The 22742-nt window shown below is 68.8% G+C and carries 23 protein-coding genes; 11 read left to right on the forward strand and 12 right to left on the reverse strand.

Annotated elements, in window-relative coordinates; translation table 11 throughout:
* Window positions 1–38 precede the first annotated feature (38 nt).
* Genes ABXS86_RS16170 through ABXS86_RS16185 form a run of 4 tightly spaced genes read left to right on the forward strand, consistent with a single transcriptional unit; the run spans window position 39 to window position 3380 of the window.
* Entirely contained in the window at window positions 39–959 is a 921-nt protein-coding gene (locus ABXS86_RS16170) for an ABC transporter permease (protein WP_307212753.1), read from the forward strand.
* Complete coding sequence (locus ABXS86_RS16175) at window positions 956–1819, forward strand: ABC transporter permease (protein WP_353665130.1); 864 nt, start codon at window positions 956–958, stop codon at window positions 1817–1819. Before ABXS86_RS16170 ends, ABXS86_RS16175 begins: the two co-directional genes overlap by 4 nt.
* On the forward strand, window positions 1816–2628 hold the full coding sequence (locus ABXS86_RS16180; RefSeq protein WP_353665131.1) for an ABC transporter ATP-binding protein: 813 nt from the start codon (window positions 1816–1818) through the stop codon (window positions 2626–2628). Before ABXS86_RS16175 ends, ABXS86_RS16180 begins: the two co-directional genes overlap by 4 nt.
* Entirely contained in the window at window positions 2625–3380 is a 756-nt protein-coding gene (locus ABXS86_RS16185) for an ABC transporter ATP-binding protein (RefSeq protein WP_353665132.1), read from the forward strand. The genes ABXS86_RS16180 and ABXS86_RS16185 overlap by 4 nt, the downstream gene beginning before the upstream one ends.
* A gap of 1072 nt (window positions 3381–4452) precedes the next feature.
* Here the strand turns inward: ABXS86_RS16185 and ABXS86_RS16190 are convergent.
* A complete protein-coding gene (locus ABXS86_RS16190; RefSeq protein ID WP_353665133.1) occupies window positions 4453–5436 on the reverse strand; it encodes an AraC family transcriptional regulator in 984 nt (327 codons plus the stop codon).
* Window positions 5437–6088: 652 nt separating this feature from the next.
* Here ABXS86_RS16190 and ABXS86_RS16195 point away from each other — a divergent pair.
* The 3 genes from ABXS86_RS16195 to ABXS86_RS16205 all read left to right on the forward strand — a co-directional run bounded on the left by ABXS86_RS16195 (window position 6089) and on the right by ABXS86_RS16205 (window position 7426).
* Window positions 6089–6469, forward strand: a complete 381-nt coding sequence (locus ABXS86_RS16195; RefSeq protein ID WP_307212734.1) for a hypothetical protein — start codon at window positions 6089–6091, stop codon at window positions 6467–6469.
* Window positions 6470–6713: 244 nt separating this feature from the next.
* On the forward strand, window positions 6714–7097 hold the full coding sequence (locus ABXS86_RS16200; RefSeq protein WP_307212731.1) for a hypothetical protein: 384 nt from the start codon (window positions 6714–6716) through the stop codon (window positions 7095–7097).
* A 44-nt stretch (window positions 7098–7141) separates the two neighbouring features.
* Window positions 7142–7426 (forward strand): ATP-dependent DNA ligase, encoded by a 285-nt coding sequence (locus ABXS86_RS16205; protein WP_307212728.1) that lies wholly within the window; start codon window positions 7142–7144, stop codon window positions 7424–7426.
* A 523-nt stretch (window positions 7427–7949) separates the two neighbouring features.
* On the opposite strand, the gene ABXS86_RS16210 is transcribed toward ABXS86_RS16205, so the two are convergent.
* The 9 genes from ABXS86_RS16210 to ABXS86_RS16250 all read right to left on the reverse strand — a co-directional run bounded on the left by ABXS86_RS16210 (window position 7950) and on the right by ABXS86_RS16250 (window position 16829).
* Entirely contained in the window at window positions 7950–8867 is a 918-nt protein-coding gene (locus tag ABXS86_RS16210) for a LysR family transcriptional regulator (protein ID WP_307212726.1), read from the reverse strand.
* A 51-nt stretch (window positions 8868–8918) separates the two neighbouring features.
* Window positions 8919–9554, reverse strand: coding sequence for a DedA family protein (locus tag ABXS86_RS16215; RefSeq protein ID WP_353666258.1), 636 nt, complete (start codon window positions 9552–9554; stop codon window positions 8919–8921).
* A gap of 234 nt (window positions 9555–9788) precedes the next feature.
* Window positions 9789–10172, reverse strand: coding sequence for a VOC family protein (locus ABXS86_RS16220; protein ID WP_409988252.1), 384 nt, complete (start codon window positions 10170–10172; stop codon window positions 9789–9791).
* A gap of 173 nt (window positions 10173–10345) precedes the next feature.
* On the reverse strand, window positions 10346–11869 hold the full coding sequence (locus tag ABXS86_RS16225; protein ID WP_353665135.1) for a hypothetical protein: 1524 nt from the start codon (window positions 11867–11869) through the stop codon (window positions 10346–10348).
* 44 nt (window positions 11870–11913) lie between these two features.
* Entirely contained in the window at window positions 11914–12657 is a 744-nt protein-coding gene (locus ABXS86_RS16230; protein WP_307214096.1) for an ABC transporter ATP-binding protein, read from the reverse strand.
* 157 nt (window positions 12658–12814) lie between these two features.
* The gene (locus tag ABXS86_RS16235; protein ID WP_353665136.1) at window positions 12815–14104 is read right to left on the reverse strand and encodes an ABC transporter permease; all 1290 of its coding nucleotides are present in this window, start codon (window positions 14102–14104) and stop codon (window positions 12815–12817) included.
* A complete protein-coding gene (locus ABXS86_RS16240; protein ID WP_307212715.1) occupies window positions 14104–14922 on the reverse strand; it encodes an ABC transporter ATP-binding protein in 819 nt (272 codons plus the stop codon). The genes ABXS86_RS16235 and ABXS86_RS16240 overlap by 1 nt, the downstream gene beginning before the upstream one ends.
* The gene (locus ABXS86_RS16245) at window positions 14919–15935 is read right to left on the reverse strand and encodes an efflux RND transporter periplasmic adaptor subunit (protein ID WP_353665137.1); all 1017 of its coding nucleotides are present in this window, start codon (window positions 15933–15935) and stop codon (window positions 14919–14921) included. Before ABXS86_RS16245 ends, ABXS86_RS16240 begins: the two co-directional genes overlap by 4 nt.
* Window positions 15936–16070: 135 nt before the next feature.
* Window positions 16071–16829, reverse strand: a complete 759-nt coding sequence (locus tag ABXS86_RS16250) for an SDR family oxidoreductase (protein WP_353665138.1) — start codon at window positions 16827–16829, stop codon at window positions 16071–16073.
* A 100-nt stretch (window positions 16830–16929) separates the two neighbouring features.
* Between ABXS86_RS16250 and ABXS86_RS16255 the strand changes: the two genes are divergently transcribed.
* Window positions 16930–17775 (forward strand): helix-turn-helix transcriptional regulator, encoded by an 846-nt coding sequence (locus tag ABXS86_RS16255; protein ID WP_353665139.1) that lies wholly within the window; start codon window positions 16930–16932, stop codon window positions 17773–17775.
* A 65-nt stretch (window positions 17776–17840) separates the two neighbouring features.
* On the opposite strand, the gene ABXS86_RS16260 is transcribed toward ABXS86_RS16255, so the two are convergent.
* Window positions 17841–19340 carry an amino acid permease gene (locus tag ABXS86_RS16260; protein WP_353665140.1) on the reverse strand — a complete coding sequence of 500 codons (1500 nt, stop codon included), beginning with the start codon at window positions 19338–19340 and terminating at the stop codon, window positions 17841–17843.
* Between the two features lie 179 nt (window positions 19341–19519).
* Here ABXS86_RS16260 and ABXS86_RS16265 point away from each other — a divergent pair, with 179 nt between their 5' ends.
* Together ABXS86_RS16265 and ABXS86_RS16270 are read left to right on the forward strand one after the other, a co-directional pair.
* A complete protein-coding gene (locus ABXS86_RS16265; protein ID WP_307212703.1) occupies window positions 19520–19861 on the forward strand; it encodes a histone-like nucleoid-structuring protein Lsr2 in 342 nt (113 codons plus the stop codon).
* A gap of 220 nt (window positions 19862–20081) precedes the next feature.
* Window positions 20082–20420 (forward strand): histone-like nucleoid-structuring protein Lsr2, encoded by a 339-nt coding sequence (locus ABXS86_RS16270; protein ID WP_353665141.1) that lies wholly within the window; start codon window positions 20082–20084, stop codon window positions 20418–20420.
* Between the two features lie 102 nt (window positions 20421–20522).
* On the opposite strand, the gene ABXS86_RS16275 is transcribed toward ABXS86_RS16270, so the two are convergent.
* Window positions 20523–21596 carry a Glu/Leu/Phe/Val dehydrogenase family protein gene (locus ABXS86_RS16275; protein WP_353665142.1) on the reverse strand — a complete coding sequence of 358 codons (1074 nt, stop codon included), beginning with the start codon at window positions 21594–21596 and terminating at the stop codon, window positions 20523–20525.
* 186 nt (window positions 21597–21782) lie between these two features.
* Between ABXS86_RS16275 and ABXS86_RS16280 the strand changes: the two genes are divergently transcribed.
* Window positions 21783–22259, forward strand: coding sequence for a YbaK/EbsC family protein (locus ABXS86_RS16280; protein WP_353665143.1), 477 nt, complete (start codon window positions 21783–21785; stop codon window positions 22257–22259).
* Window positions 22260–22742: the final 483 nt, after the last annotated feature.

The raw sequence follows: 22742 nt of genomic DNA on the forward strand, positions 1-22742 counted from the left end.
GACGGACAGGATTGCTGCTGCTGGCGTTCGCGCTTGCGGTGGTGATCCTGTTCGTCGTGCTGCGCGTGCTCGGCAATCCCGTCTTCGCGCTGATCTCGGTCGGAGCGACGGATGCCGAGATCCAGGCCGCTGCGGCACGCCTGGGCGTCGACCGCCCGATCTGGGTGCAATTCGCCGACTACGTCGGTCAGCTCGCCACTCTCGATCTCGGACAGAGTTTCACGAACCGGTTGTCGGTGGGAGACGAGATTCTGCGTCGGCTGAACGTCACCCTGCCGCTGACCCTGCTGTCGTTCGCGCTGTCGATGATCATCGCCGTGCCCGTCGGATTCGTCGCGGCGTGGAAGTCGCGCACCTGGTACGGCACGACGTTCTCAGCGCTGTCGCAGCTCGGCGGAGCCGTCCCGGTGTTCTGGGTCGGCATCCTGCTCGTCGGTGTGCTCGCGCTGAACTGGCGGCTGTTCCCGGCCGGAGGCTTTCCGCGCCGCGACTGGGAGGACCCCGCGGCCGCGCTCTTCGCCCTGACGCTGCCCGTGGTGACCATCGCGATCGTCGCCGGCAGCGATCTCGCCCGATACGTCCGCAGCGCCACGCTCGATGTGCTCGGTCAGCAGTACCTGCGCGCAGCCCGGGCCACCGGGCAGAGCTTCTCGACGGCGCTGTGGCGTCACGGCGTCCGGAACGGGGTCGTGCCGGTGATCTCGATTCTCGCGATTCAACTGTCGACGACGTTCGTCGGCGCGGTCATCATCGAGCGTGTGTTCGCTCTGCCGGGCCTCGGCGACATGCTTCTGGTCGCGATCCGAGAGCAGGACTTCCCGAGCGTGCAAGGCGTGATCCTGTTCTCGACCGCCCTCGTGCTGCTGCTCGGTTTCGTCGCCGACGTGGCTCAACGCCTCATCGACCCGCGCTTACGCGGAACGCTGTCGGGCAACCGTCGGACGAAGGCCATCGCGTGAGCGCCGCCCCCGCTGCCGACGTCGCCCTGCCGCGTCGGACCCCGCGCCGCCGTCGCTCGCTCAATCTGGTGCTCGGTTCGATCCTGTTCGGTGCGATCGCCGTGGTGGCGATCGTGTCGGTGTTCTGGACCCCCTTCGCGCCGGAGGACACAGGGGGCGGCCGGCTTCTCCCCCCGGGAGGCGAGCACTGGGCGGGCACCGACCGACTCGGCCGTGATCTGTTCTCTCAGCTCATGATCGGGGCGCGACTCGCGATGCTCGTCGGCGTCGGGTCGGTTTCGATTGCGGCGGTCGTCGGTATCTCCGTCGGGCTGGCGGCCGCCGTCGCCGGGCATGCGGTTGACGACGCGATCTCGAGCCTGCTCGACATCGCGATCGCCTTCCCGACACTTCTGCTGGCCATGCTCATCGTCGCCTGGCGGGGAGCATCGGTCGAGTCCGCGATTCTCGCGATCGGTCTCGCCGGTTCCGCCGTCATCGCGCGACTGACGCGTGTGACCGCGGTGCGCGTGCTCGGCCGTGACTTCGTCACCGCCGCTCGCACGTCGGGCGCTGGCACCCTCGGCATCGTCTGGCGACACGTGTTGCCCAACGTGTGGCCCACGCTCATCGTGCCGCTCGCCCTGCAGTTCGGTGGCGCCGTGACCGCCGAAGCCTCGCTGTCGTACCTCGGCCTGGGCTCGCCTCCGCCGAACGCTTCATGGGGACGGATGCTGCAAGAAGCCCAAAGCACGGTGACGGTCGCCCCCACGGCGGCGCTGCTTCCCGGAATACTGCTCGTCACCACCATCATCGGCATCAACCTGCTCGCCGACGGTGTACGCGATGTCGCCGACCCCGCCTCGAGGAGCATCCGATGACCACGCCGCTGCTGGATCTTGACCGCCTCGGCGTCGACCTCGACGACCGCGTCTTGGTCGAGTCCGTCTCGATATCCATCGCTCCGGGGGAGCGCGTCGGTATCATCGGCGAATCCGGATCCGGCAAGTCCCTCACGGCTCTGGCCGCGTTGGGTCTTCTCGCGCACCCGCTCCGGGCGCGCGGAGCCGTGCGCGTACGCTCGTCAGGATTGGTGGCGGATGCCGTGACGGCGTCGCAGCGCACGCTCGACAGCATCCGGGGCACGGTTCTCGGCGCGGTGTTCCAGGAACCACTGGCCTCCCTCGACCCGCTCATGCGCGTCGGCCGTCAGCTCGCCTGGCCCCTGCGCCGACACCGTGGGTTACGTGGCGATGCCCTGAACCGAGGTGTGCTCGACGCCCTCGCCGACGTGCAGTTGGCGAACCCCGAACGCGTCGCTCGGTCGTACATCCACGAGATCTCCGGCGGCCAGCGCCAGCGCGTCGCGGTCGCCCTCGCTCTGGCGGGCTCGCCCGATCTTCTCATTGCCGACGAGCCGACCACGGCGCTCGACGTGACGGTTCAGGCGGGAGTACTTGACCTGCTGCAACGCGAGGTCACCGACCGCGGCATGGCGCTGATGTTCATCAGTCACGACCTTCCTGTCGTCACGCAGATGACCGACCGGGTCCTCGTCATGAGAGCCGGCCGCCAGATCGAGATCGCCGACACCGAGACCCTCGTGTCGGCGCCCGTCCAGCCGTATACGCGCGAACTGGTCGCCGCGTCCCGTGCCCTCGACGACCTGCTGCCGAAGGAGACGCGATGACGGCCCCCATCCTTTCTTTCGATCACGTCGACTTCGCGTACCGGGCCGACCGCCCTGTGCTGACCGACGTGTCGCTCGCAATCGCTGCGGGCGAGAGCGTGGGGCTCGTGGGGGAGTCGGGGGCGGGCAAGAGCACTCTGCTGCAACTGGCGCTCGGCCTGCGCACACCTTCCTCGGGTGCCGTCCGGTTTGAGGGAACCCCGCTGCCCACCCGACGCGGCTCTCTCCGCGGCTTCCGCCAGGCGGTGCAGCCGATCTACCAGGACCCGTTCTCATCGCTCGACCCGCGAATGAAGGTCGGCGACGCCATCGCCGAACCGCTGCGCTCTCTCGGTGCTGAGGGCGATCGGCGCGCGCGGGTGGCGGGTCTCCTTGCCGACGTGGGACTGCCCGCTGATGCGGCGGAGCGTTTCCCTGAGGCGTTCTCGGGGGGACAACGTCAGCGCATCGCCATCGCCCGTGCGCTCGCCCCTTCACCGCGACTGCTGCTGGCTGACGAGCCCGTCAGTGCGCTCGACACGAGCGTGCGGATGCAGGTGATCGACCTGCTGCGCACGCTCTCCGATGAGCGGGGGATTGGCATGCTCCTCGTTTCCCACGACCTCACAATCGTCGCAGCCCTCTGCACGCGCATCGCGGTACTCGACGGCGGTCATATCGTCGAGGTCGGCAAGACCGCTGACGTGCTCTCACAACCCCAGCACCCATACACCGCGCGACTCCTCGCCTCGGTCCCACGCTTGAAAGCATGACCTGGGGATTGCTCCGGTGGGATGAAGCTTGCTGCACGAGGTCGCGCGCGCGTCGTTCTGCCAGACGGCCGAATATGAGTGTGCTGTGCAAGGCGGCGCGCTAGTTCGGTGTCAACTCACTTCGTTATGAAAGCCAGAACCCAGCGTGACGCGGTGTTCACTGATCTCGAATCTCGTGCGTGAGGCCAACGACTACAAGACCCGTGTCCCGGCCGTCAGTGTCCTCTTGTTCCACGACGCGAACATCGCTTGCCACAAGGTGGCCTTGCTCGATGAACTCCTGCAGCCATTCACGCAGGAGGCTTCGGCTGCGGCGCGGCGGAGAGTGGGCGATGGCATCGTCGTGCACGCGGTGGGTCCGCTGCAACCGTCCTGCTAGGGATTTGGTGATGCAGGTCGTGGAGACGCCTTCGTCAACCGCCCGCGTGTGAGACTACGGCCATGGGGACGACGGCTCGAGAATCAGGCGACCCGTCTTCGCGGTCGGAATGGCGCCGGTTCTTGCGCTGCGAAGCGGAGTTGGCGATTGCGGGTCGGGACGCGGCGGTTGCTGAAGCCATGCGACTGTTGGCCGAAGCGCGAGATCTTGTCTGGCAGGCGCGAAGTATTGAAGATACCGACGCGTCGATCAAACGACCCCCCGGGTGGTTCGGGCAGGGAAGTGGTTGGCCTTTCGTGGATTCTTGTACATGAGACGCAAGCATGGTCAGCGGTCGCGAGTAAGACGCCTCGCGGAGAACACCGAGGCGGTTACTTTGAAGGCGCTGGGATCTGCGCATAGAAGCGCTCGAGTGCGCCTCTCGCGTGGCTCTCGCCAGCCCCGCCAGTTCCCTGTAGGTGGTCGTCGAATGCGAGCGTTGCGAGCCGCAGCAACGTTTAGACGTCCTCTGCTGGGGCGCGCAGCTCAATAAGGGTCGCTATGTGAGTTTGCCGCGCCGCCTGCAGCGTCGCAACACTGCGTGAAAGTTGGGGCAGGCTCCGCACACCTTGGGAATGCACGCCGCTAGAGCTTCCAAGAACATCAGGGGGATTGGTGTTTGCTTCCGGCGCGACGTGACGGTGACTCAGCGCGTTACGACCGGAGGGTAGAGGAAGGACTCTCACCGAAAGCTGCGCGATAGATGGCAGCAAACCTGCCAAGGTGAACGAATCCCCACCGGTGGGCCACTTCGGTGACACCTGTCGTTCCGGGTGTAGCAGCGAGTAGATCTTGCCGTGCCGCCTCGAGTCTTCTAAGCCGGAGGTAGGCCATGGGTGTTGTGTCCAGTGAGTGCCGGAATCCGTCCTGCAAACTGCGCACACTGATCGAGACGGCTGAGGCTAGTTCGACCACGGTCCATGGGTGAGCGGGTCGGCTGCGCAGCAGCTCCACCGCCTGCTGCACCGGTCCCGGGCCTGGCGAGGGCGCATCGCGAACGATCTCCGCGGAGTAGTTGTGGGGTTGGGTGAAGAGCAGGTTGTGCAGGAGGACTTGCTCCATTCGCTGCACCGCCAGCGGGTGAGTCAGCGGGCCCACCTCCTGTGCGGAGGCTGCATCGATTAACCGTAGAGTCTGGAGCACGAAACGTCCCGCCGGGGTGCCGAGGTCCAGCTGGGAGCGGAAGTCGACGGGATCTTTTAGATCCTTGCCTAACAGCGCCGCAACTTCGAGATGCACCACGTCTCGGGGGATCATGACGGAGAGCTGCGCGAACCCGTCATCGCAGTCGAGCGCCACCGGTCGTCCCGGTACGAACACGCCGGCTGTCGAAGAAGTCGCATAAATGGGCGCCTCGAGCCCTGCTCGCATGACCGACCGTCCGGCGACTGGGATGTCGATGTGATAGTCCCGCGCTTCCACTGTTTGGATCCGCACAGCCTCCCCGAATCGCATATACCCGCAGGTGACTCGCCCGACCAGTAGAGCGTTCAACCGCATGTCGATATTTGCGCCTCCCCTCGTTTTGGGGAGCTCGACGGGGAGGAAGACCCGAGAGAGAGTGCGACGTGTCTGCTCGACGCCCTGGGTCGAAGCGACTCGCCCCTTCGTGAACAGCTCCATCGTGTCCACTCGCATCCAGTGAGCATAAGCCGACGACGCGCCGTACCCAGACGCCCTCAGGCTTGGTGGCACGACCGCACGCTGAGCGGATATTTCCCCGCGCCTCACGGATAGGAACGGGGATCGACGCTTTCTACCCTGAGGTGTCGACGAGATGCCCCCATCCGGCGATGAGCGGTGGACACCGCTTCGCTCGACCGAGAAGTGAGTGAAGTGACAGCGAGATGCGTCAACATTTGCAAGCCCGAGACTGGCGCTCGCGATGAGGAAGGGCCGGGTCTTCTGGTCGCGAGTCGACGACGGCTTCTACCTCGGAAAGTGCGCAACCAGTCTGGTCGGCTACATCGACCGGCGTCCTGATGGCCTGTACACGTCCTTCGATCACGCGTCGCGCGTTCTCGGCAATTTCTCTTCCCTGGGAGGGGCAATGAACGCATTTGCTATGGACGACCCGACATCGCGCCCTTCTCCGGCCGTCGACAACGAGGAGCTCCCGAGCAGTCGAAGGTGATCAGACGATCTCCGCGATGCACATCGACGGCGAGGGGGCTTCCGCGAGGGGCAGCGTATGTACCGGGTCGCGCGGTCGTGACTGAACCGCCGCTTGTCGGATGAGGTCGATCGGCACACGCGGCGATGAAACATGGGGCGGAAGTATGCTCTCACCGTGACTGCCGCCTCCCTTGAGAACTCCCCGCCACGACGCTCGCGAGTACAGCTCGAATCTTGGGTTCGAGAGTTTGAGCAGCAGGAGCACTGCATCGCGGGGAAGGTGTCAATCGCGCCTCAAGAAGACGACGGTCGAGAGGACAGCGGGCTGGTCATCTTGAGTGTGCGGAACGCTGCTCCGTCCATCTACATGAGGGCGCGCAGCTACGACGACCCCATCTGGGAGCTGACGGTCACCGAACAACCCGACGATCTCGTGATGTCTGTCCACGACATTGCCAGCTTGGCCGCTGAGCTTGTCGTCGCTGGCAACCTCTGCACTTTCCTCCAGTGGAAATCCCTCGACTGGGACCGTCAGAGCGGCAACCACGAGCACTGAGCCTCGCTGCCGTCCGCGCAGCTCAGCCCTGCGCCGTGAATTTGACGCTCGGAGTCTTCTGGCCGTTGACGCTGTAGGCGCCTGAACTTCGCGCATCCCCGAAGTGCGCGGAATCCGACCGAAATCGGACTGAACCAGGCAAACCTTGGCACCGCGCCCGAATGAGCGGACGCCGAAGGCGCTGGAGTCACTGCTCGTCGCTCGGAGTAAATATTCAACACGGTTAACTACTAGGCTTTCCTTCGTGCCCGACGATGCCCTTGCGTACTCGCCACCGCGCCGTAGCCGCGAGATGCTCCGCGTGTGGGTACAGGAGTTCATTGATCAGGGCCACCTCGTAGCGAGCGACGTGCGCGTGGTCCACCAAGAAGACACGGGCGGACGTGACACGGGCCTCGTCGTTGTCGGCCTCGAGCACGCCGGTGGTTCCATCCACCTCGAACCGGTTGGCTACGACGAGCCGCTTTGGCAGGTAACCGTGTCCCTTGACGACGGCGACGCAACGATGCCCCCGTACGCTCTCGCGAGCCTCGCCGCCGAGCTCGTCGTCGCAGGAAACCTGTGCACATTCCTGCAGTGGAAGTCGCTGGAATGGGACCGGAACAGCGGCCGGCACGGCATCGCTTGACATTCCCCCACCCGTCGTTCAGTTCGATTGCCTGAGGAGCCCCGTTGGGACGTCTGATTTACCAGGAGCGTCATGTCCTCGATATTGAGGACCGTCTGCTTTCGCACCTGCGCGTCGTCATCATGAATAAGCTCCGTCGGCAGGAACCGTTCATGCTCATGGCGCCGCACCCCGAGCAGGGCACACTCAGCCTGTGGCTGCACCCGGCGACACCGCTGGTGATGCAGTTCTATGGCAGCCGCCCACCCAAGCTCGACAATTCGCTCGTAGAGCAGATGATGCAGGACGCCAGCGGGCCAAACGGGCTCGTTCTAGGCTCAACTACATGACGATCATCGCGGTCGCTCAGCGCGACAGGCAGAGTTAGCAGCTTTGCTATTTGCGGGCCACGCTGTGTTGACGGCCCCTCGTGCCATCGCGGGCACGGCAATGTAGCAAGAGTCTGCGCGTCGAACCCGAGCCTCCGTCCGATGGTCGCGGCAGAGCGCCCTTCGCCGTACATCGCAGCGGCGGTCGAGATATCTGTCTCGCTCATGCGGCGGACGGTCTCAATCCTCCGGGACGCGAGGTGGGCGCCGACGGGCTGCCGCGTGATGCGGAACCGCCGGGCCATATCAGCGATGTTGCCGACTTCGCGATACCACGCGACCACCTCGTCTATTTCAGAAGGGCGGAGCTGACGGGCAGGTCTGGCTCGCGGCGCGCCTTGTCTCGGTCTTTGGGATTGCGCCGCCTTCAGCGCGAGCTCGGCCGGAGGGTAGCCGTCGCAATGTTTGCAATAGGCGTGCAGCAGGTCCACCGAAAACACAGCGCCGCATCCCTCACGGGGTGCGACGCTGTTCTGCGCGTGCCTCATTCGGAATGCATCTCCCCGCCGACGATGGGAGACAGCTCCAGGGCCGTCTCGCGGAACACCTGCACCATCGGGTTGAGGGTGTCGGAGAGGCTGCACAGCACGACGGTGGCGGGCTCGATGTCGTCGATCGGCACGTAGGCGAGTTCTTCGCGCTGGTAGCGCCGCGAGGCCGATTCGCCGGCGATGTTCACGCCGGCACCGACCGCGACGAGCTCCAGCAGTCCTTCGATGCTGTCGGCGGTCGGTCCGCGCTGCGGGCGGGAGCCGTCGGGGCGCGGGTCGACGAGCCACCAATCGACCACCTCGGGCGCACCGCCACTGGCCGCGACGAAGACCTCGTCCTTCGTATCGAGGATCGAGACCGACTCCCGTTCGGCCAGGTGGTGTCCGTGCGGAACGACCAGCACCCGCTGCTCGCGCCAGAGCGGCTCGGTGCGCACGCGGGGGGCGAGTCGTAGGGGCCACGGGGCGAACACCACGTCGACGAGCCCGGCCTCGAGGTCGCCCGCCACGTCGAAGAACCCCAGTCTCCGCATCTCGACGCGCGCGTTCGGCACCTTCTGCAGGGTCGTGCTGATGGCCGCGGTGGTGAGGGCTCCGGCACCCGCGGCGACGACGCCGACGCGGAGGTGCGGCGCAGCGATGTCGCGCTGCACCGACCTGCCCCACGCGACGATCAGATCGTGGTCGTCGCGCAGGCGCCGAGCGAGGGGGAGCAGATCGCGCCCGTAGCTGGTCAGCTCCACCTTGCGGGGATTGCGCTCGAAGAGCTTGACGCCGAGTTTCTGCTCGAGCTTGCTGATCTGCTGGCTGAGCGAGGGGGGAGTGATGCTCAAGCGCTCAGAGGCCCGTCCAAAGTGCAGTTCCTCCGCCAGGACGCAGAAGTAGCGGATCGCGTGGATGGGCACGTCCATGTCGCGATCCTAGCTTCCGGCCTCCGCCGCGCCGGCGGGTTCGAAGCCGTGTCAGTCCGACTCGGTGGCCGCACGGGCTCGGCGCGAGGCGAGCGTCTTGCGCACGATCGCGATGACGACCGGGAGCACCGAGATCAGCACGATGACGATCATCAGCACGTCGATGTTGTTCACGATGAACGGGATGCCGCCCAGCAGCAGGCCGATGAGCGTCATCGTCACGACCCAGAGCGTCGCCCCCAGGGTGTTCCACAGCAGGAACCTGCGGTAGGGCATGTGCGCCGTCCCGGCCGCCACCGGCACGTACGTCCGTACGATCGGCACGAAGCGCCCGAGCACGAGCGATCCGCCGCCGTACCGCTCGAAGAAGCTCTCGGCGTCGTGCAGACGCTCGGGTCGCAGCACGCGGGCACCCTCGCGGAACAAGCGCCGACCGAAGCGCCGACCGAGCCAGTACCCGACCTGGTCGCCGAGGATCGCGGCGGGGATGCCGACCAGCAGCACCTGCCAGGGCTGGATGCCGAGCGGGCCGGCCAGCACCGCCGCGGTCACGAGCAGGGAGTCGCCGGGCAGGAACGGGAACAGCACGCCCGACTCGATGAAGATGAGCAGGGCGATGCCGCCGAGCACCCACGGTCCGAACGCGTGGAGGATCGACGCCGCGTCGGGCAGGATCCCGGTCGCCATGGCGACGGAGTGGATGTTCACGGCAGGTTCGCTCCCCGATTCGTTCCGGTGCGCGCGGGGTCGCGGGCACCGGGGTCCGGGGGCGACGCTAACGCACGCGCTCTAAGGAGTCGCCAAGAATCCACGGGCCGTGCGCCGAGGCCGACCAGATGCCGGGCGGCACGGCATCCGGAACCGTCCGACGAGGGCGGCTCCGGGGCCTCCCTGCGCGAACGTCGCCGCGGCCGGTGGGGCTCACGACGCGGGGTCGGGGAGTGCGGCTCCCGCGCTGATCTCCTGCAGGGCCCAGGAGTTGCCGTCGGGGTCGGCGAAGAAGGCGTAGCGCACCCCGCCGCCCATGTCCTGCACTGGCGACACGTCGAGGCCGTTGGCCGCGAGCCCGGCACGAACGCTGTCCAGGTCGTCAACGACCAGGTGGAGGTTGGACACCGGTGCCCCCGCGCCCATCCCGACGCCGAAGGAGATCGAGCAGGAGGAGCCGGGCGGGGTGAGCTGGACAACCCGCATCCCGTGTCCGGGGGAGACGTCGTGGTCGAGCACGAAGCCGACGACGTCGCGGTAAAACGTGATGCTCCGGTCGACGTCGGACACGGACAGGGGGACCAGCTCGAGGCGCATGCTCACGCGCTCACGCTAGTGCAGGTCGCAATGCTCAGTTGCTCTCGGCCCACCCGCCGGGCGCGGCGATGTTGAACATCCACGCCACGCCCCACGGGTCGGTCACCGGCGGGGTCGTGTGGCGCTCACCCTAGATCCGAGCTCGGCGAGCGGGAAGAGCGGATGCCGACGGCTCAGGCCCCCTGGTACGTGCGCAGCTGCGCGAGCAGGCGGGGAGCATCGGCGTCGAAGCGCCGCCCGCCGATGAGCACGCCGATCGCGAAGATCACGACGCCCCACACGAGACCGAGCGCGACGGACACCCATCCGGCCCCTGTCACGCCGAAGAAAAGCGCCATCACCGCCGGGATCACGGCGGGCAGAGCGAGCACGGCGGTGAGCCCCCAGCACAGCAGGAACGCCAGGAACATCGCGAACGTCGATCCCGGCACCCGCTTGAAGGGGGAGTCGCCGGGGGCGGGCGTCGGAATGACGAGGACCGCCGAGCTGACGGCGCTGACCCCCAGGCCGACGAGGGTGAGACCGATCGAGCCGCCGACGACCGCGGGCAGCAGCTCCCACCTGCCGACGATCGCGAGCGTCACGGCATCCGCCACGAGAACGAGCGGCACGCTCACGGTCGCACAACCCAGCATGCGCCCGAGGCGGTCGGCGCGTCCACGGATGCCGGTCTGCAGGACCGTCGCGAAGGCGGTGCCGTCGTACGAGATGTCGGTGTAGGCCAGCACCCCGGCGAAGAACCCGACCAGCAGGCCCGAGGCGGCGAAGAACGGTCCGTCGAGGTCGCCCCGCGAATAGACGAGTACGAGCACGGGGGCAAAGGGGATCAGCAGCAACTGCCGCAGGTAACGAAAGTCGCGCGTCCACGAGGTGAGCGACCGCGCCCAGGTGGCACCCACCGGAGTCGAGGGCATGATGCCGAACAGCCCGAGCGATCCGGACCGGCGCGCGGTCGTCGACCGCGTCGGGGGAGCGATGACGGATGCCGACAGGCTCCGCGACCACAGCAGCCACAGCACCGCGAGGGTGGCGACGGCGATGACGAACTTGGCGAGCCCCGTCAGCCAGGCGCCCGCGGCCAGGTCGCCGGGCACGGCCCACGCGGCGCCAAGGGGCGTCCAGGAGATCCCGGTGACGAGGGCCTGCAGGTTCACTCCGCCGCTGCTGGCGGCGTCGACGGCGTTCAGGAGACCGATGACGAGAGGGCTGGCGAAGATGAGCAGCACGAAGCCGATCAGTCCGATGAGCTCGCGCGTGCGTCGCCCCCCGCCGAGGCCGCCGGCCAGTGCGGCGACGGCGCGCGAGGCGACGACGCAGGTCAGCAGCCCCAGCGGCACGCACACGAGCGCCGCGACCACGGCGACGGGTTGGCGTGCCCACACGAAGAACGTGGCGAGCACGCCGAGGGTCGTCGCGATCCCCGGCACACCCGTCAGTCCGCCCGCCGTGATCGCGATCATCATCTGCCGCGTGGTCACCGGGAAGGGCGCGAGCTTCGCCGGATCGAGGGTGGTGTCGATCCCCGCCGCGAAGATCGGGCCGATCACCCATCCGAGCAGAAGCGCGGCTCCCGCGGCCGTGACGGTCGCGCGGGCGATGTCGAAGTCGAGCGTGCCGACGAAGAAGAGTCCGATCGCGACCAGGGCGAGCATCCACAGCGCGCCGATCACGCCGAAGATGAAGCCCACGAGCTGCATGGGGCTCCGCGTCAGGGTATTGCCGAGGACGCGGAACCGGATCTTCAGGACTGTCGCAACCACTGCGGCCCCTCCGCGTGGTGCCGGCCGCCGACGAGCTCGACGAAGCGGTCCTGGAGGGTCTGACCCCCGCGTACCTGGTCGACGGTTCCGGATGCCAGGAGGCGGCCCTGCGCGATGACGGCGACGTGGTCGCACATGCGCTGCACGAGGTCCATGGAATGGCTCGAGACGATGACCGTGCCGCCCGAGGCGGTGTACCCGCGCAGGATGTCCTCGATGTTCGCCGCCGACACCGGGTCGACCGATTCGAACGGCTCGTCGAGCACGAGCAGACGCGGCGCATGCACGAGGGCGCACGCGAGGGCGACCTTCTTGGTCATGCCGGCCGAGTAGTCGACGACGGGCGTGCCCGCCGCCTCCTGCAGATCCATGATGCGCAGCAGGTCGGCGGTGCGCGCGGCGACGTCTTCGCGCGCGAGACCGAACATCATGCCGGTGTAGGTGACGAGCTGCTCACCCGTGAGGCGATCGAACAGCCGAACGCCGTCGGCGAGGTTGCCGATGAGTCTCTTCGCCTCGACCGGTTGCGTCCACACGTCGACACCGTGGATGCGGACGGCCCCCGCGTCGGGGCGCAGCAGGCCCGTCGCCATCGACAGCGTGGTCGTCTTGCCGGCGCCGTTGGGGCCGACCAGTCCATAGAACGAGCCGGTGGGCACCTCGAGGTCGAGCCCGGCGACGGCGGTCTTCTGACCGAACCGCTTCACGAGGCCGGTGATCTGCATCGCGGGCAGCGAGTCGTCGGAGGTCGGGGGAGCGACCGCGTCGGGCAGGGCGGACGGCGGCGGGACGTCGCGAGGAATGTCGGTCACGCCTCGAACCTAGCGGCGCGAGGGCGTCGCCACCCAGCGTTCGTGTCCGACGCGTCCGCTCTCTGCGTTCTCAGTACCGGATCGCATCGATCACCTTCACGCGGACCGCGACCAGCGCGGGCAGCAGGCCGGCGATCGCTCCGACGACGGTCGCGGCGATCAGACCGGTCACGGCGGCGTCGACCGGGAACGGCGGGAAGTCGCTGACCATGCCCTGCCCGATGACATCGCGCAGCCACGGGGACTGCACCACGATGATCGACACGGCCACCCCCGCGGCACCGGCGACGACGGTGGCGACCACGCTCTCCATCATCACGGCGAAGAACACCCGGCCCGCGGTCGCACCGAAACTGCGGCGGATGCCGATCTCGCGCACGCGCTGCTTCACCGTGACGAGGGCGATGTTGACCAGGCCGAGGGCTCCGAGCAGCAGGACGAGCACCGCGATGCCGATGACGACCATCTTCGTCACGAGGAGCGGATCGCCCTCCCACGTGCCCCAGTCCTGGCGGTTGACGCTGACCTCGACCCCGTCGCCCAGGGCGGCGGCGAGATCGCGTTCGATCAGCGGGGTGAGCTGGTCGGCGAGCTCGGGCGGCACCCACATCTCGTACTGCGTCTGCCCACCGCCGCCGTAGGGGTCGAACGCGACGGGCGCGGATCCGCGCTCGCCGGCGGTGGCGTCCTGCATCGCCTGCAGGTGGTCGGCGAGCATGAACATCGAGGGCTCGGTCTCCCAGTTCGCCGACGGGGTGACGCCCACCACCACGGCGGTCACGCCTCCGGCGGGTATTCCGGATGCCGCTCCCGGCACGCCCTGCCCGCCGAGGGCGACGACCGGGTGCGACTCGAGCGGCGGGTCGCCCATGCGGTGCCAGAACACCTCGTTCACGATCAGCCGCGGCGCGAGCTGCGCGGCGTCGTCGGCCGTGAACCACTCGCCCTCCGCCATCTGCACGCGGTGCATCTCGCCGTAGGGCTGATCGACGGCCTGGGTTCCGACCTGGATCGCTCCGTCGGCGAACGGCACGAGCTGCGAGGTGCTGAGCATGCGAGTCGCGTACGTCACCTGGTACCGCTCGACGATGCTGCGCCACGCGGCGTCGGTGGCCGCGGCATCCGGAGCCGCTCCGTCGGTGCGGTACGCCGAGACGTTCAGCGTCGCCGGGCGCCCCGAGGTGCGCTCGTTCTGCTCCTGCGTCGACTGCTGCACGATCGCGCCGAGGGCGACGACGGTGGTGAGGGAGCACACGGCGACGGCGACTCCCACCAGCGAGAGCAGCACGCGCATGCGGTGCACGCGGACTTCCTGCCACGCCTCGAGCATCGCGCCGACGACGGAGGTGAGCGCGCGCATCAGGCGTCTCCTCGCTCGAGGGCGGCATCATCGGTCGGGTCCGCGCCGAACCCCAGCGCGGCGAGGACAGCCGGGTCATCATCGGCGGGGGCCATCTCACGCCGGTCGCGACGGGTCAGCGGTTCGAGCGAGGGATCGTCGACCGCCGTGAGCACTCCGCGGTCGAGCCGGAAGTGACGGCGGGCGCGGCGCGCGATCGTCGGGTCGTGGGTGATGATGACCTGGGCGGCGCCGGTGCGGGTCGCCACCTCGTCGATCAGCTCCATGACGCTCTGACCGGTGTCGAGGTCGAGCGCGCCGGTGGGTTCGTCGGCGAGGATCAGCCGAGGTCCGCGCACGAGCGAGCGGGCGATGGCCACGCGTTGCTGTTCGCCGCCGGAGAGGCGGTCGGGCAGGCTCGACAGCCGGTGCTCGAGCCCGACGAGCTCGAGCATCTCGGCGGCGATCTTCTTGCGCCGCCAGAAGGTGCGCCCCGACGAGTACAGCAACGGCATGGTGACGTTCTCGAGGGCCGTGCGCCCGGGCAGCAGGTTGAACTGCTGGAACACGAAGCCGATCCCTGCCCCGCGCAGCCGGTCGCGAGCGGCCGAGCTGTAACTGCGCACGGGGCGGTCGTCGAAGGTGATCTCGCCGCTGGTGGGCAGATCGAGCAGCCCCAGCATGTTGAGCAGGGTCGACTTGCCCGAGCCCGAGCGGCCGACGATCGACACGTGGTCACCCGGCTCGATGGTGAGGTCGATGCCGTTGAGGATGGTCAGCGCGGGCTGATCCTGCGGGATCACCGTGCGGGTGACCTCGCGCAGCTCGAGCAGGCTCACGACGCGGGCGCCTGTTGGCAGAACATCGAGCCGTCGGGGTACACGGTGCACCCGTCGTCAGGAACGGCCATCGCGCCCGGCGCGAACTCGAGGAGCTCCTCACCCTCGGTGAGACCGTCGGTGACCTGCACCTGCGTGCCGTCGGTGAGCCCGAGTGCGACCGCGCGCTCTTCGGTGGCGCCGTCGGCGGTCGTGACCCACACGGTCCCGCTCTGCGCGGCTCCCCGCACCGCGGTGGTGGGCACGAGGAGCACGTTCTCGGCGCGACCGCCCGCGATCGTCATCTCGGCCGCGAGTCCGGCGAACACCGTCACGTCGCCCGGCACGCTGCAGATGGCGGTCGTGCCGGAGCCGCCGCCGCTACCCGCTGCGCCGGTGCTCGAGGCCTCGCCCGCCCCGCCGAAGGGGTCTTCGCCGGTGCTTCCGGCGAGGGGAGTCGTGATGCGCAGCCCGGTGCAGGTGAACGCGGCGGGGCCACCGGTGATGGTCACCGTCGCCTCGGTCGGACGGTTGAGCAGGCGATACTGCTGCGCGGGCTCGAGCGAGCCCGAGACCGAGAAGGTCGGCGGCGCGACGGTGCCGGCGCTCGCGCCGATCGCGACCTCCTGCCCGGCGATGACCGACAGGGAGCTCAGCGTGCCGGCGGCGGGCGCGGTGACGTCGGCGTAGCGGAAGATCGCGGGCTTGGCCTTGCCCTCGGCGTCGACGCTGTCGGCGGGGTCGCGCTCGATGGGCACCTTGACGTCGAAGACGACGTCGCCCGCGGCGACGGCGGCGCCCTGCGCGACGAAGATGCGGTTGACCGTGCCGGTGGCGGTCACCTTCATCGGCACGGCGGAGTCGGCGGCGACGGTGGCTTTGATCACCACGTCGTTGGTGATCGTGCCGAGGGTGGCGACCGCGCGCGGTTCGACGATGCTGCCCGTCGGCATCGCCGGCGAGTCGTCGACCGGCCGGTCGGGGAAGAACGCCAGTTTGATCAGTGCCGCCGCGACGATGGCGACAAGAAGCATGCGCAGAATCGGAAAGACCCACGTGCGTGTGATCCCCATGAAACCCCCCGGAATGGAATCGTCGTCGAACGTTCCTCACCCTAGGGGGCGGCCGATATCGCCGATGTATCGCGCACGAGGGCGCCGGCCGCCGGATCAGTGCGGATCGGCGGCGTTCAACTGGCGCACCGTCTCGGCATAACGGCCCTCGGCCTCGGCGTGTCGGAGGAAGCCGACCCGGCTCACCTGCACCTCGGTCGCGTCGGGCCGGTCGCGCAGGATCTCGAACACTTCGTCCGCGAATTCATCCACATCCATGGCGAACGAGCTCTCGCGCTGGCCCGGCAGCAGGTCGGTGGCGACCGACGGCGGCTCGAGTTCGATCACGGACACGCTCGTGCCCTGGAGCTGCAGACGGAGCGACTCGCTGAACAGATGCACGGCCGCCTTCGTCGCGTTGTAGGTGGGGGTGGCACGCAGGGGCACGAACGCCAGACCCGACGACACGGTCATGATCGTGGCATCCGTCTGCTTCTGCAGGTGGGGGAGCAGGTGCGCGATCAGACGCAGGGGGCCGAGCACGTTGGTCACGACGGTCTCCTCGGCCGTCGCGAGCACGGCGGGGCCCTGCGTCCAGTCCTCGACCCGCATGACGCCCGCCATCGTGACGAGCACGTTCAGGTTCGGGTGGCGCTCGAGCACGTCGTCGACGGACCCGCGGATCGAGGCCTCGTCGGCCGTGTCGATGCGGACGGTGTCGATGCCGGGGTGCATCGCGGCGATCTCGGCGAGCAGTTCCGCTCGGCGACCGCCGACGATGACGGTGTTGCCCGCGGCGTGCAGGCGCTCGGCGAGGGCGAGACCGATCCCGCTCGTGGCGCCGGGGATGAAGACGGTGTTTCCGGTGATGTGCATGCCCCCAGTGTTCGGCGTCTGCTCCGGGGCATCCAGGCCTCGCGGATCGGGGGAGCGGCGATCCCTGGATGCCGCGGCGCGCACCGACCAGGATGGAGGAATGGATCGCACGGCGATGGGGGAGTTCCTGCGGGCACGGCGCGAGGCCCTGCGCCCGGAGGACCTCGGCCTGCGACCCGGCGCGCGACGGCGCACGGCGGGCCTGCGCCGCGAGGAGGTCGCTCAGGCGGCCGCGATGTCGACCGACTACTACACGCGCCTCGAGCAGGCCCGCGGACCGCAGCCGAGCCCGCAGATGTTGTCGGCGCTCGCACGGGCCCTGCGCCTGAGCGTCGACGAACGCGACTACCTCTACCGCCTGGCCGGTCACGCAGTGCCCGACCGCCTCGGCCGCGCCGACCATGTCGCCCCCTCGCTGCATCGGGTGTTCGCGCGCCTGTCGGACACCCCCGCCCTGGTTATCTCGCACCTGGGCGAGACACTGCTGCAGAACGAGCTGGCGGCCGCCCTCCTGGGCGATCACGTCGGGGCGCGCGGATGGGAGCGATTCGAGGCGTGGCGGTGGTTCGTGCGGCCCGAGACCGAGCGCGCCAAGTACCCCGCCGGCGATCGCGACCGTCAGAGCCGTGCGATCGTCGCCGGCCTACGCGCCGCCGTGGGCGTGCTCGGACCCGCGTCGACCGCGGGCGAGCTCGTCGCCGAGCTCGAGGGGCGCAGCGCGGAGTTCGCCGAGCTCTGGCAGCGGCAGGAGGTCGCGCAACGCTTCGCCGACCACAAGGTGCTGATCCACCCCGAGCTCGGCGAGATCGAGGTCGACTGCCAGGTGCTCTTCACCGAGGACCGCGCGCAGGCCCTGCTCGTGCTCACGCCCGAACCGCGCAGCGAGGCCGAGGAGAAGATCCGCGTGCTGGGCGTGCTCGGCACCCAGCGCTTCACCACGACCTGAACGACGGATGCCACGACCCCGGGCCGCGCGAGCGGTGGGGTCGTGGCATCCGGGATCTGCTCGGATCACTCCGCGGGAGGAGACACCACCCGCGGGGACGTCGGGTCGAGGGGCGCCCCCGTGCCGACGCGGGCGTGGCGACGCGAGTAAAGGAAGTAGATCGCGAAGCCGATGGCCAGCCAGATGAGGAAGCGCAACCACGTCTCGACCGACAGGTTGAGCATGAGATAGGTGCAGATCAGCGCCGAGAGGATCGGCAGCACCGGGCTCCACGGCACGCGGAACCCACGCTTGAGGTCGGGACGCTTGCGCCGCAGCACGATCACGCCGATCGACACGAGCACGAACGCCGACAGGGTGCCGATGTTCACCATCTCTTCGAGGACGCCGATCGGGGTCACCCCCGCGACGATCGCCACGATGACGGTGACGATGATCGAGATCACCCACGGGGTGCGGAAGCGCGGGTGCACCTTGGCGAGCGAGCCCGGGAGCAGACGGTCGCGCGACATCGCGAAGATGATGCGCGTCGCGCCGATCAGGAGGGTGAGAACGACGGTGGTCAGACCCGCGACCGCGCCGGCGGCGATGACCGTGGCCATCCACGTCTGACCGTGGAACGCGAAGGCGTTGGCGAGGGCCGCGGCGGGGTTGAGCTCGGAGTAGGGCACCATGCCGGTCACGACGATGGCGACCGCGCAGTACAGGATCGTGCAGATGATGAGCGAGGCGATGATGCCGATCGGCAGGTCGCGCTGCGGGCGCTTGGTCTCTTCGGCGGTGGTGGCCACCACGTCGAAGCCGATGTAGGCAAAGAACACCAGTGCGGCACCTGCGAGGATGCCGCCGACGCCGAACGTCGCGGGCTCCAGTCCCGACAGGAACTGCAGCAGCGGCTGGGTGAGACCGGACGCCGACTCGGTCGGCACGGAGTCGGGGATGAAGGGGCTGTAGTTCGCGGGGTTGATGAAGAGGATGCCGGCGATGATGACGAACAGCACGATGAACAGCTTCACGGCGACGAGCACGAGGTTCACGCGCAGCGACTCCTTGATGCCGACGGTCATCAGGCCGCCGAGCACGAGCACCAGCAGGATCGCGGGCACGTCGACCACGCCGCCGTACGAGATGGCCTCGGGCAGGGTGATGCCGAGCTGCTGCAGGAAGGTGCCGAGATACGCGCTCCACCCCTGGGCGACCACGCTCGCGCCGAGGAACATCTCGAGGATGAGGTCCCAGCCGATGATCCACGCGAACAGCTCGCCGAGCGACGCGTAGGAGAAGGTGTACGCCGAGCCCGACACGGGCACGGTCGAGGCGAACTCGGCGTAGCACATCGCCGCGAGCCCGCACGCGATCGCGGCGATGATGAAGCTGATGACCACGGCGGGGCCCGCGACGTCGTGGGCGGCGCGACCGGTGAGGGTGAAGATGCCGGCGCCGATCACGACGCCCACACCGAACACCGTCAGGTCGAGCGCGCTGAGGGACTTCTTGAGCCGGAATTCGGGCTCATCGGTGTCGGCGATGGACTGCTCCACCGACTTGGTACGGAAAAGGCTCACGGAACGCTTCCTCTGTCTCTGGTGATGTCCCAGGAGCGAACACCACCCGTGGAGGATAGTCCCTCGCACGCGCCCCCATCCATCGCTTGCGAACCCGGCCGACGGCACTCGAATGGCAGATGGAATTGTCGTGCGGGTAATTCATCGATTACAGGTGTAAGGTTTTTCGTATTATGGCTATGAAGCACATCACGCACCTCGTCGACGATCTCGACGGTTCCGTCCTCGAAGACGGGCAGGGAAAGCAGATCACCTTCTCCGTCGAGGGTCGCGCTTATGAAATCGACCTCTCCGACCGCAACGCCGACAAGTTCTATTCGGCGATCGCCCCCTTCGTCGACGCCGCCCGATCGGTTTCACGTGGCAACACGACCGCCCGTCGCACGCGCACCGCGCGTCGTTCGAGTGACGTCGACCTCGGCGCCGTGCGCGAATGGGCACGCGCCAACGGGCACACCGTGAGCGACCGCGGTCGCGTTCCGGGCACTGTGCTCGACGCGTACGCGGAAGCGAATTCCTGATCGCGTTCCCCCTGCGTTGACCTGCGTTCCGCGCAGGCACGAGCCTTGAGCACCACCACGGCAGCGTTCGCCGTGGTGGTGCTCGACCGTGTGGCGACGGGGGTTCCCCGGCGAGAGCACTTCGACACTTTCCGCGGATGCGGTGAAAGCTGATGAAGGTGCGGGTGAATTTGCAATCCGTCGCGGGGAATGGCTTAGACGTGGGCCTTATCGTCGCGTCATGGCGAAAAAGCACATCATGCAGATGATCGACGATCTCGACGGGCGCATCATCGAAGACGGAACGACCCTCACGTTCTCGCTCGAAGGCCGGGCATATGAAATCGATCTTTCACATGCAAATGCCGCGAGACTCCGCGACGCATTTCACCCGTTCATCTCGGCCGCACGTGTCGCCGGATCCACGGCGGCGACAGTGCGACGCACTCCGCGCGGTCGTGCGATCCCCACTCGCGACCTCACCGACGTCCGCACGTGGGCGCACGAGAACGGCTATGCCATCAACGAGCGCGGTCGCATCTCCTCCGCCGTCCTCGAGGCCTACGACGCCGCGCACTGACCGCGTCGCCTCGCCTCGCCCGCGTCTCGCCCACGTCGAAGAGACCGGATGCCCCGCTGAGCGGCATCCGGTCTCTTCTGCGTCGGGGCTGTGCTGTGGGGGTCAGACCAGGGCGGCGCGCCCGGCGCCGGCGGCGAGGCGCTCGGCGGCGAGACCCTCGGCCGCGGCCAGCGGGGTGACACCGCGCACGGCGGCCTCGTCGAAGACGCGGCGGATGGTGTCGCCGATGCCCGCGACCCGACCCATGATCTGCTCGAGCGTGCCCTGCTCCTTCGCGACGCCGTCGAGGTAGATCACGCCACCGGCGTTGACCACGAAGTCGGGGGCGTACAAGATGCCGCGGGCGGCCAGCCGGTCGGCCCCGGCGCGGTCGGCGAGGGGGTTGTTGGCGGGCCCGCAGACGCTCCGTGCATCGAGGGCGTCGATCACGTCGTCGGTCAGCACGCCCCCGATGCCCGCGGGCACGAACACGTCGGCGGGCACGAGGTGCGCCTCGCTGGGCTCGACCCACGCGGCGCCGAGCTCCGCGGCGGTGGTGCGCTTGGCGGGGTTGACGTCGGTGACGGTGAGCACGGCGCCCTCGGCGGCGAGGCGCTCGGCGAGACGGCCGCCGACCTGGCCGAGACCGGCGATCGTGATGCGGCGACCGGAGACGTCGCCGGTGCCCACGGCCCGCTCGAGCGTCGCCACGAGGGAGGCGTAGACGCCGAGGCTGGTGGGACCGGCCGGTTCGCCGGAGCCGCCGACGGAGTCGGGCAGACCGACGACGTGCGCGGTGCGCTCGCTGACGACGAGCATGTCTTCGGTGGTCGAGCCCACGTCTTCGGCGGTGCGGTACAGCCCGCCGAGGCTCTCGACCGCGTCGCCGAGGTCGAGGAAAGCGGCGCGGCGGCGGTCGGCGTCGAGCACGGTGCCCGGGGGCAGACCGATCACCGACTTGCCTCCGCCGGCGTCGAGCCCGGCGGCGGCGTTCTTGAGCGTCATCGCGGCCGAGAGGCGCAGCGCGTCGCCGAGGGCATCGGTCCACGAGGGGTAGGTCCACAGGCGGGCCCCGCCGAGGGCGGAACCGAGAACCGAGGAGTGCAGAGCGACGGCGATGAAGAGGCCGCTGCGCCGCCCCGTGACCACCTCCACGCGCTCGTGGGTGAAATCGGGCAGAGGCAGGGCGTGGGTCATCGCGTTCCTTGTCGTCGGCCGCCTTGTGGGCGGCACTTCCCGGATGCCGCGGCGTTGCGGCATCCGGAATCCATTCTGACGCGTCGCCGGGCGTCGCGCGAGCGGCGGCGCGGCGTTTGGGTCGCGATCCGCGCGAGCGCACGTTCGCGCCCGGCCGTCGGCGGGGCTCGCTCTAGGCTGTCAGGCATGACCGACGCCCTTCCCGCCCGTAGTCGCCTGGTCGCCGCCGCCCTCGAGGAGGCGGGCATCGTCGGCCGCATCGTCGTGCTGCCGGATGCCGCGTCGACGGCCGCGCTCGCCGCGACCGCCCTCGGCGTCGAGGTCGGCGCGATCGCCAACAGCCTCGTGTTCTGGAGCGACGACGAGCCTCTGCTCGTCATGACCAGCGGTGCGCACCGGGTCGACACGGCGGCTCTCGCCGAGCGGCTCGGGCGCGGCGGCATCCGTCGGGCAACCCCCGAGCAGGTGCTCGCCGCGACCGGCCAGCCCATCGGGGGAGTGGCCCCGACCGGACACCCGGCGCCCCTGACCACGGTGGTCGACGAGGACCTCGCGGCGTTCCCCGAGATCTGGGCCGCGGGCGGCACGCCGCACACGGTGTTCCCGCTGACGTTCGACGAGCTGGCGCGGCTGACCGGTGGCACGGTGACGCGGGTCGCCTGAGCGGGCGCGATCGTGAGGTGGCTGAGCTTGTCGAAGCCACCGGGGTCTCGACGTGAGGTGGCTGAGCTTGTCGAAGCCACCGGGGGTCCGCGGGTCGCGGTCCCCTCGACAGGCTCAGGGACCTCGGTTCTGCGGGTTGCGGTCCCTTCGACAGGCTCAGGGACCTGGGGTTGCGGGTTGCGGTCCCTTCGACAGGCTCAGGGACCTCGGTTCTGCGGGTCGCGGTCCCTCGACGGGCTCAGGGACCTGGGTTCTGCGGGTTGCGGTCCCTTCGGCAGGCTCAGGGACCTGGGGTTGCGGGTTGCGGTCCCTTCGACAGGCTCAGGGACCTCGGTTCTGCGGGTTGCGGTCCCTTCGGCAGGCTCAGGAACCTGGGGGTCGCGGGTGGCGGTCCCTTCGACGGGCTCAGGGACCTCGGTTTCCGGTCCCTTCGACGGGCTCAGGGACCGGAAGGGCCGGGCGGCGGCTGTTCGGGGCGGCGCC

Source organism: Microbacterium sp. che218 (assembly GCF_040436305.1).
GTDB lineage: Bacteria > Actinomycetota > Actinomycetes > Actinomycetales > Microbacteriaceae > Microbacterium > Microbacterium algihabitans.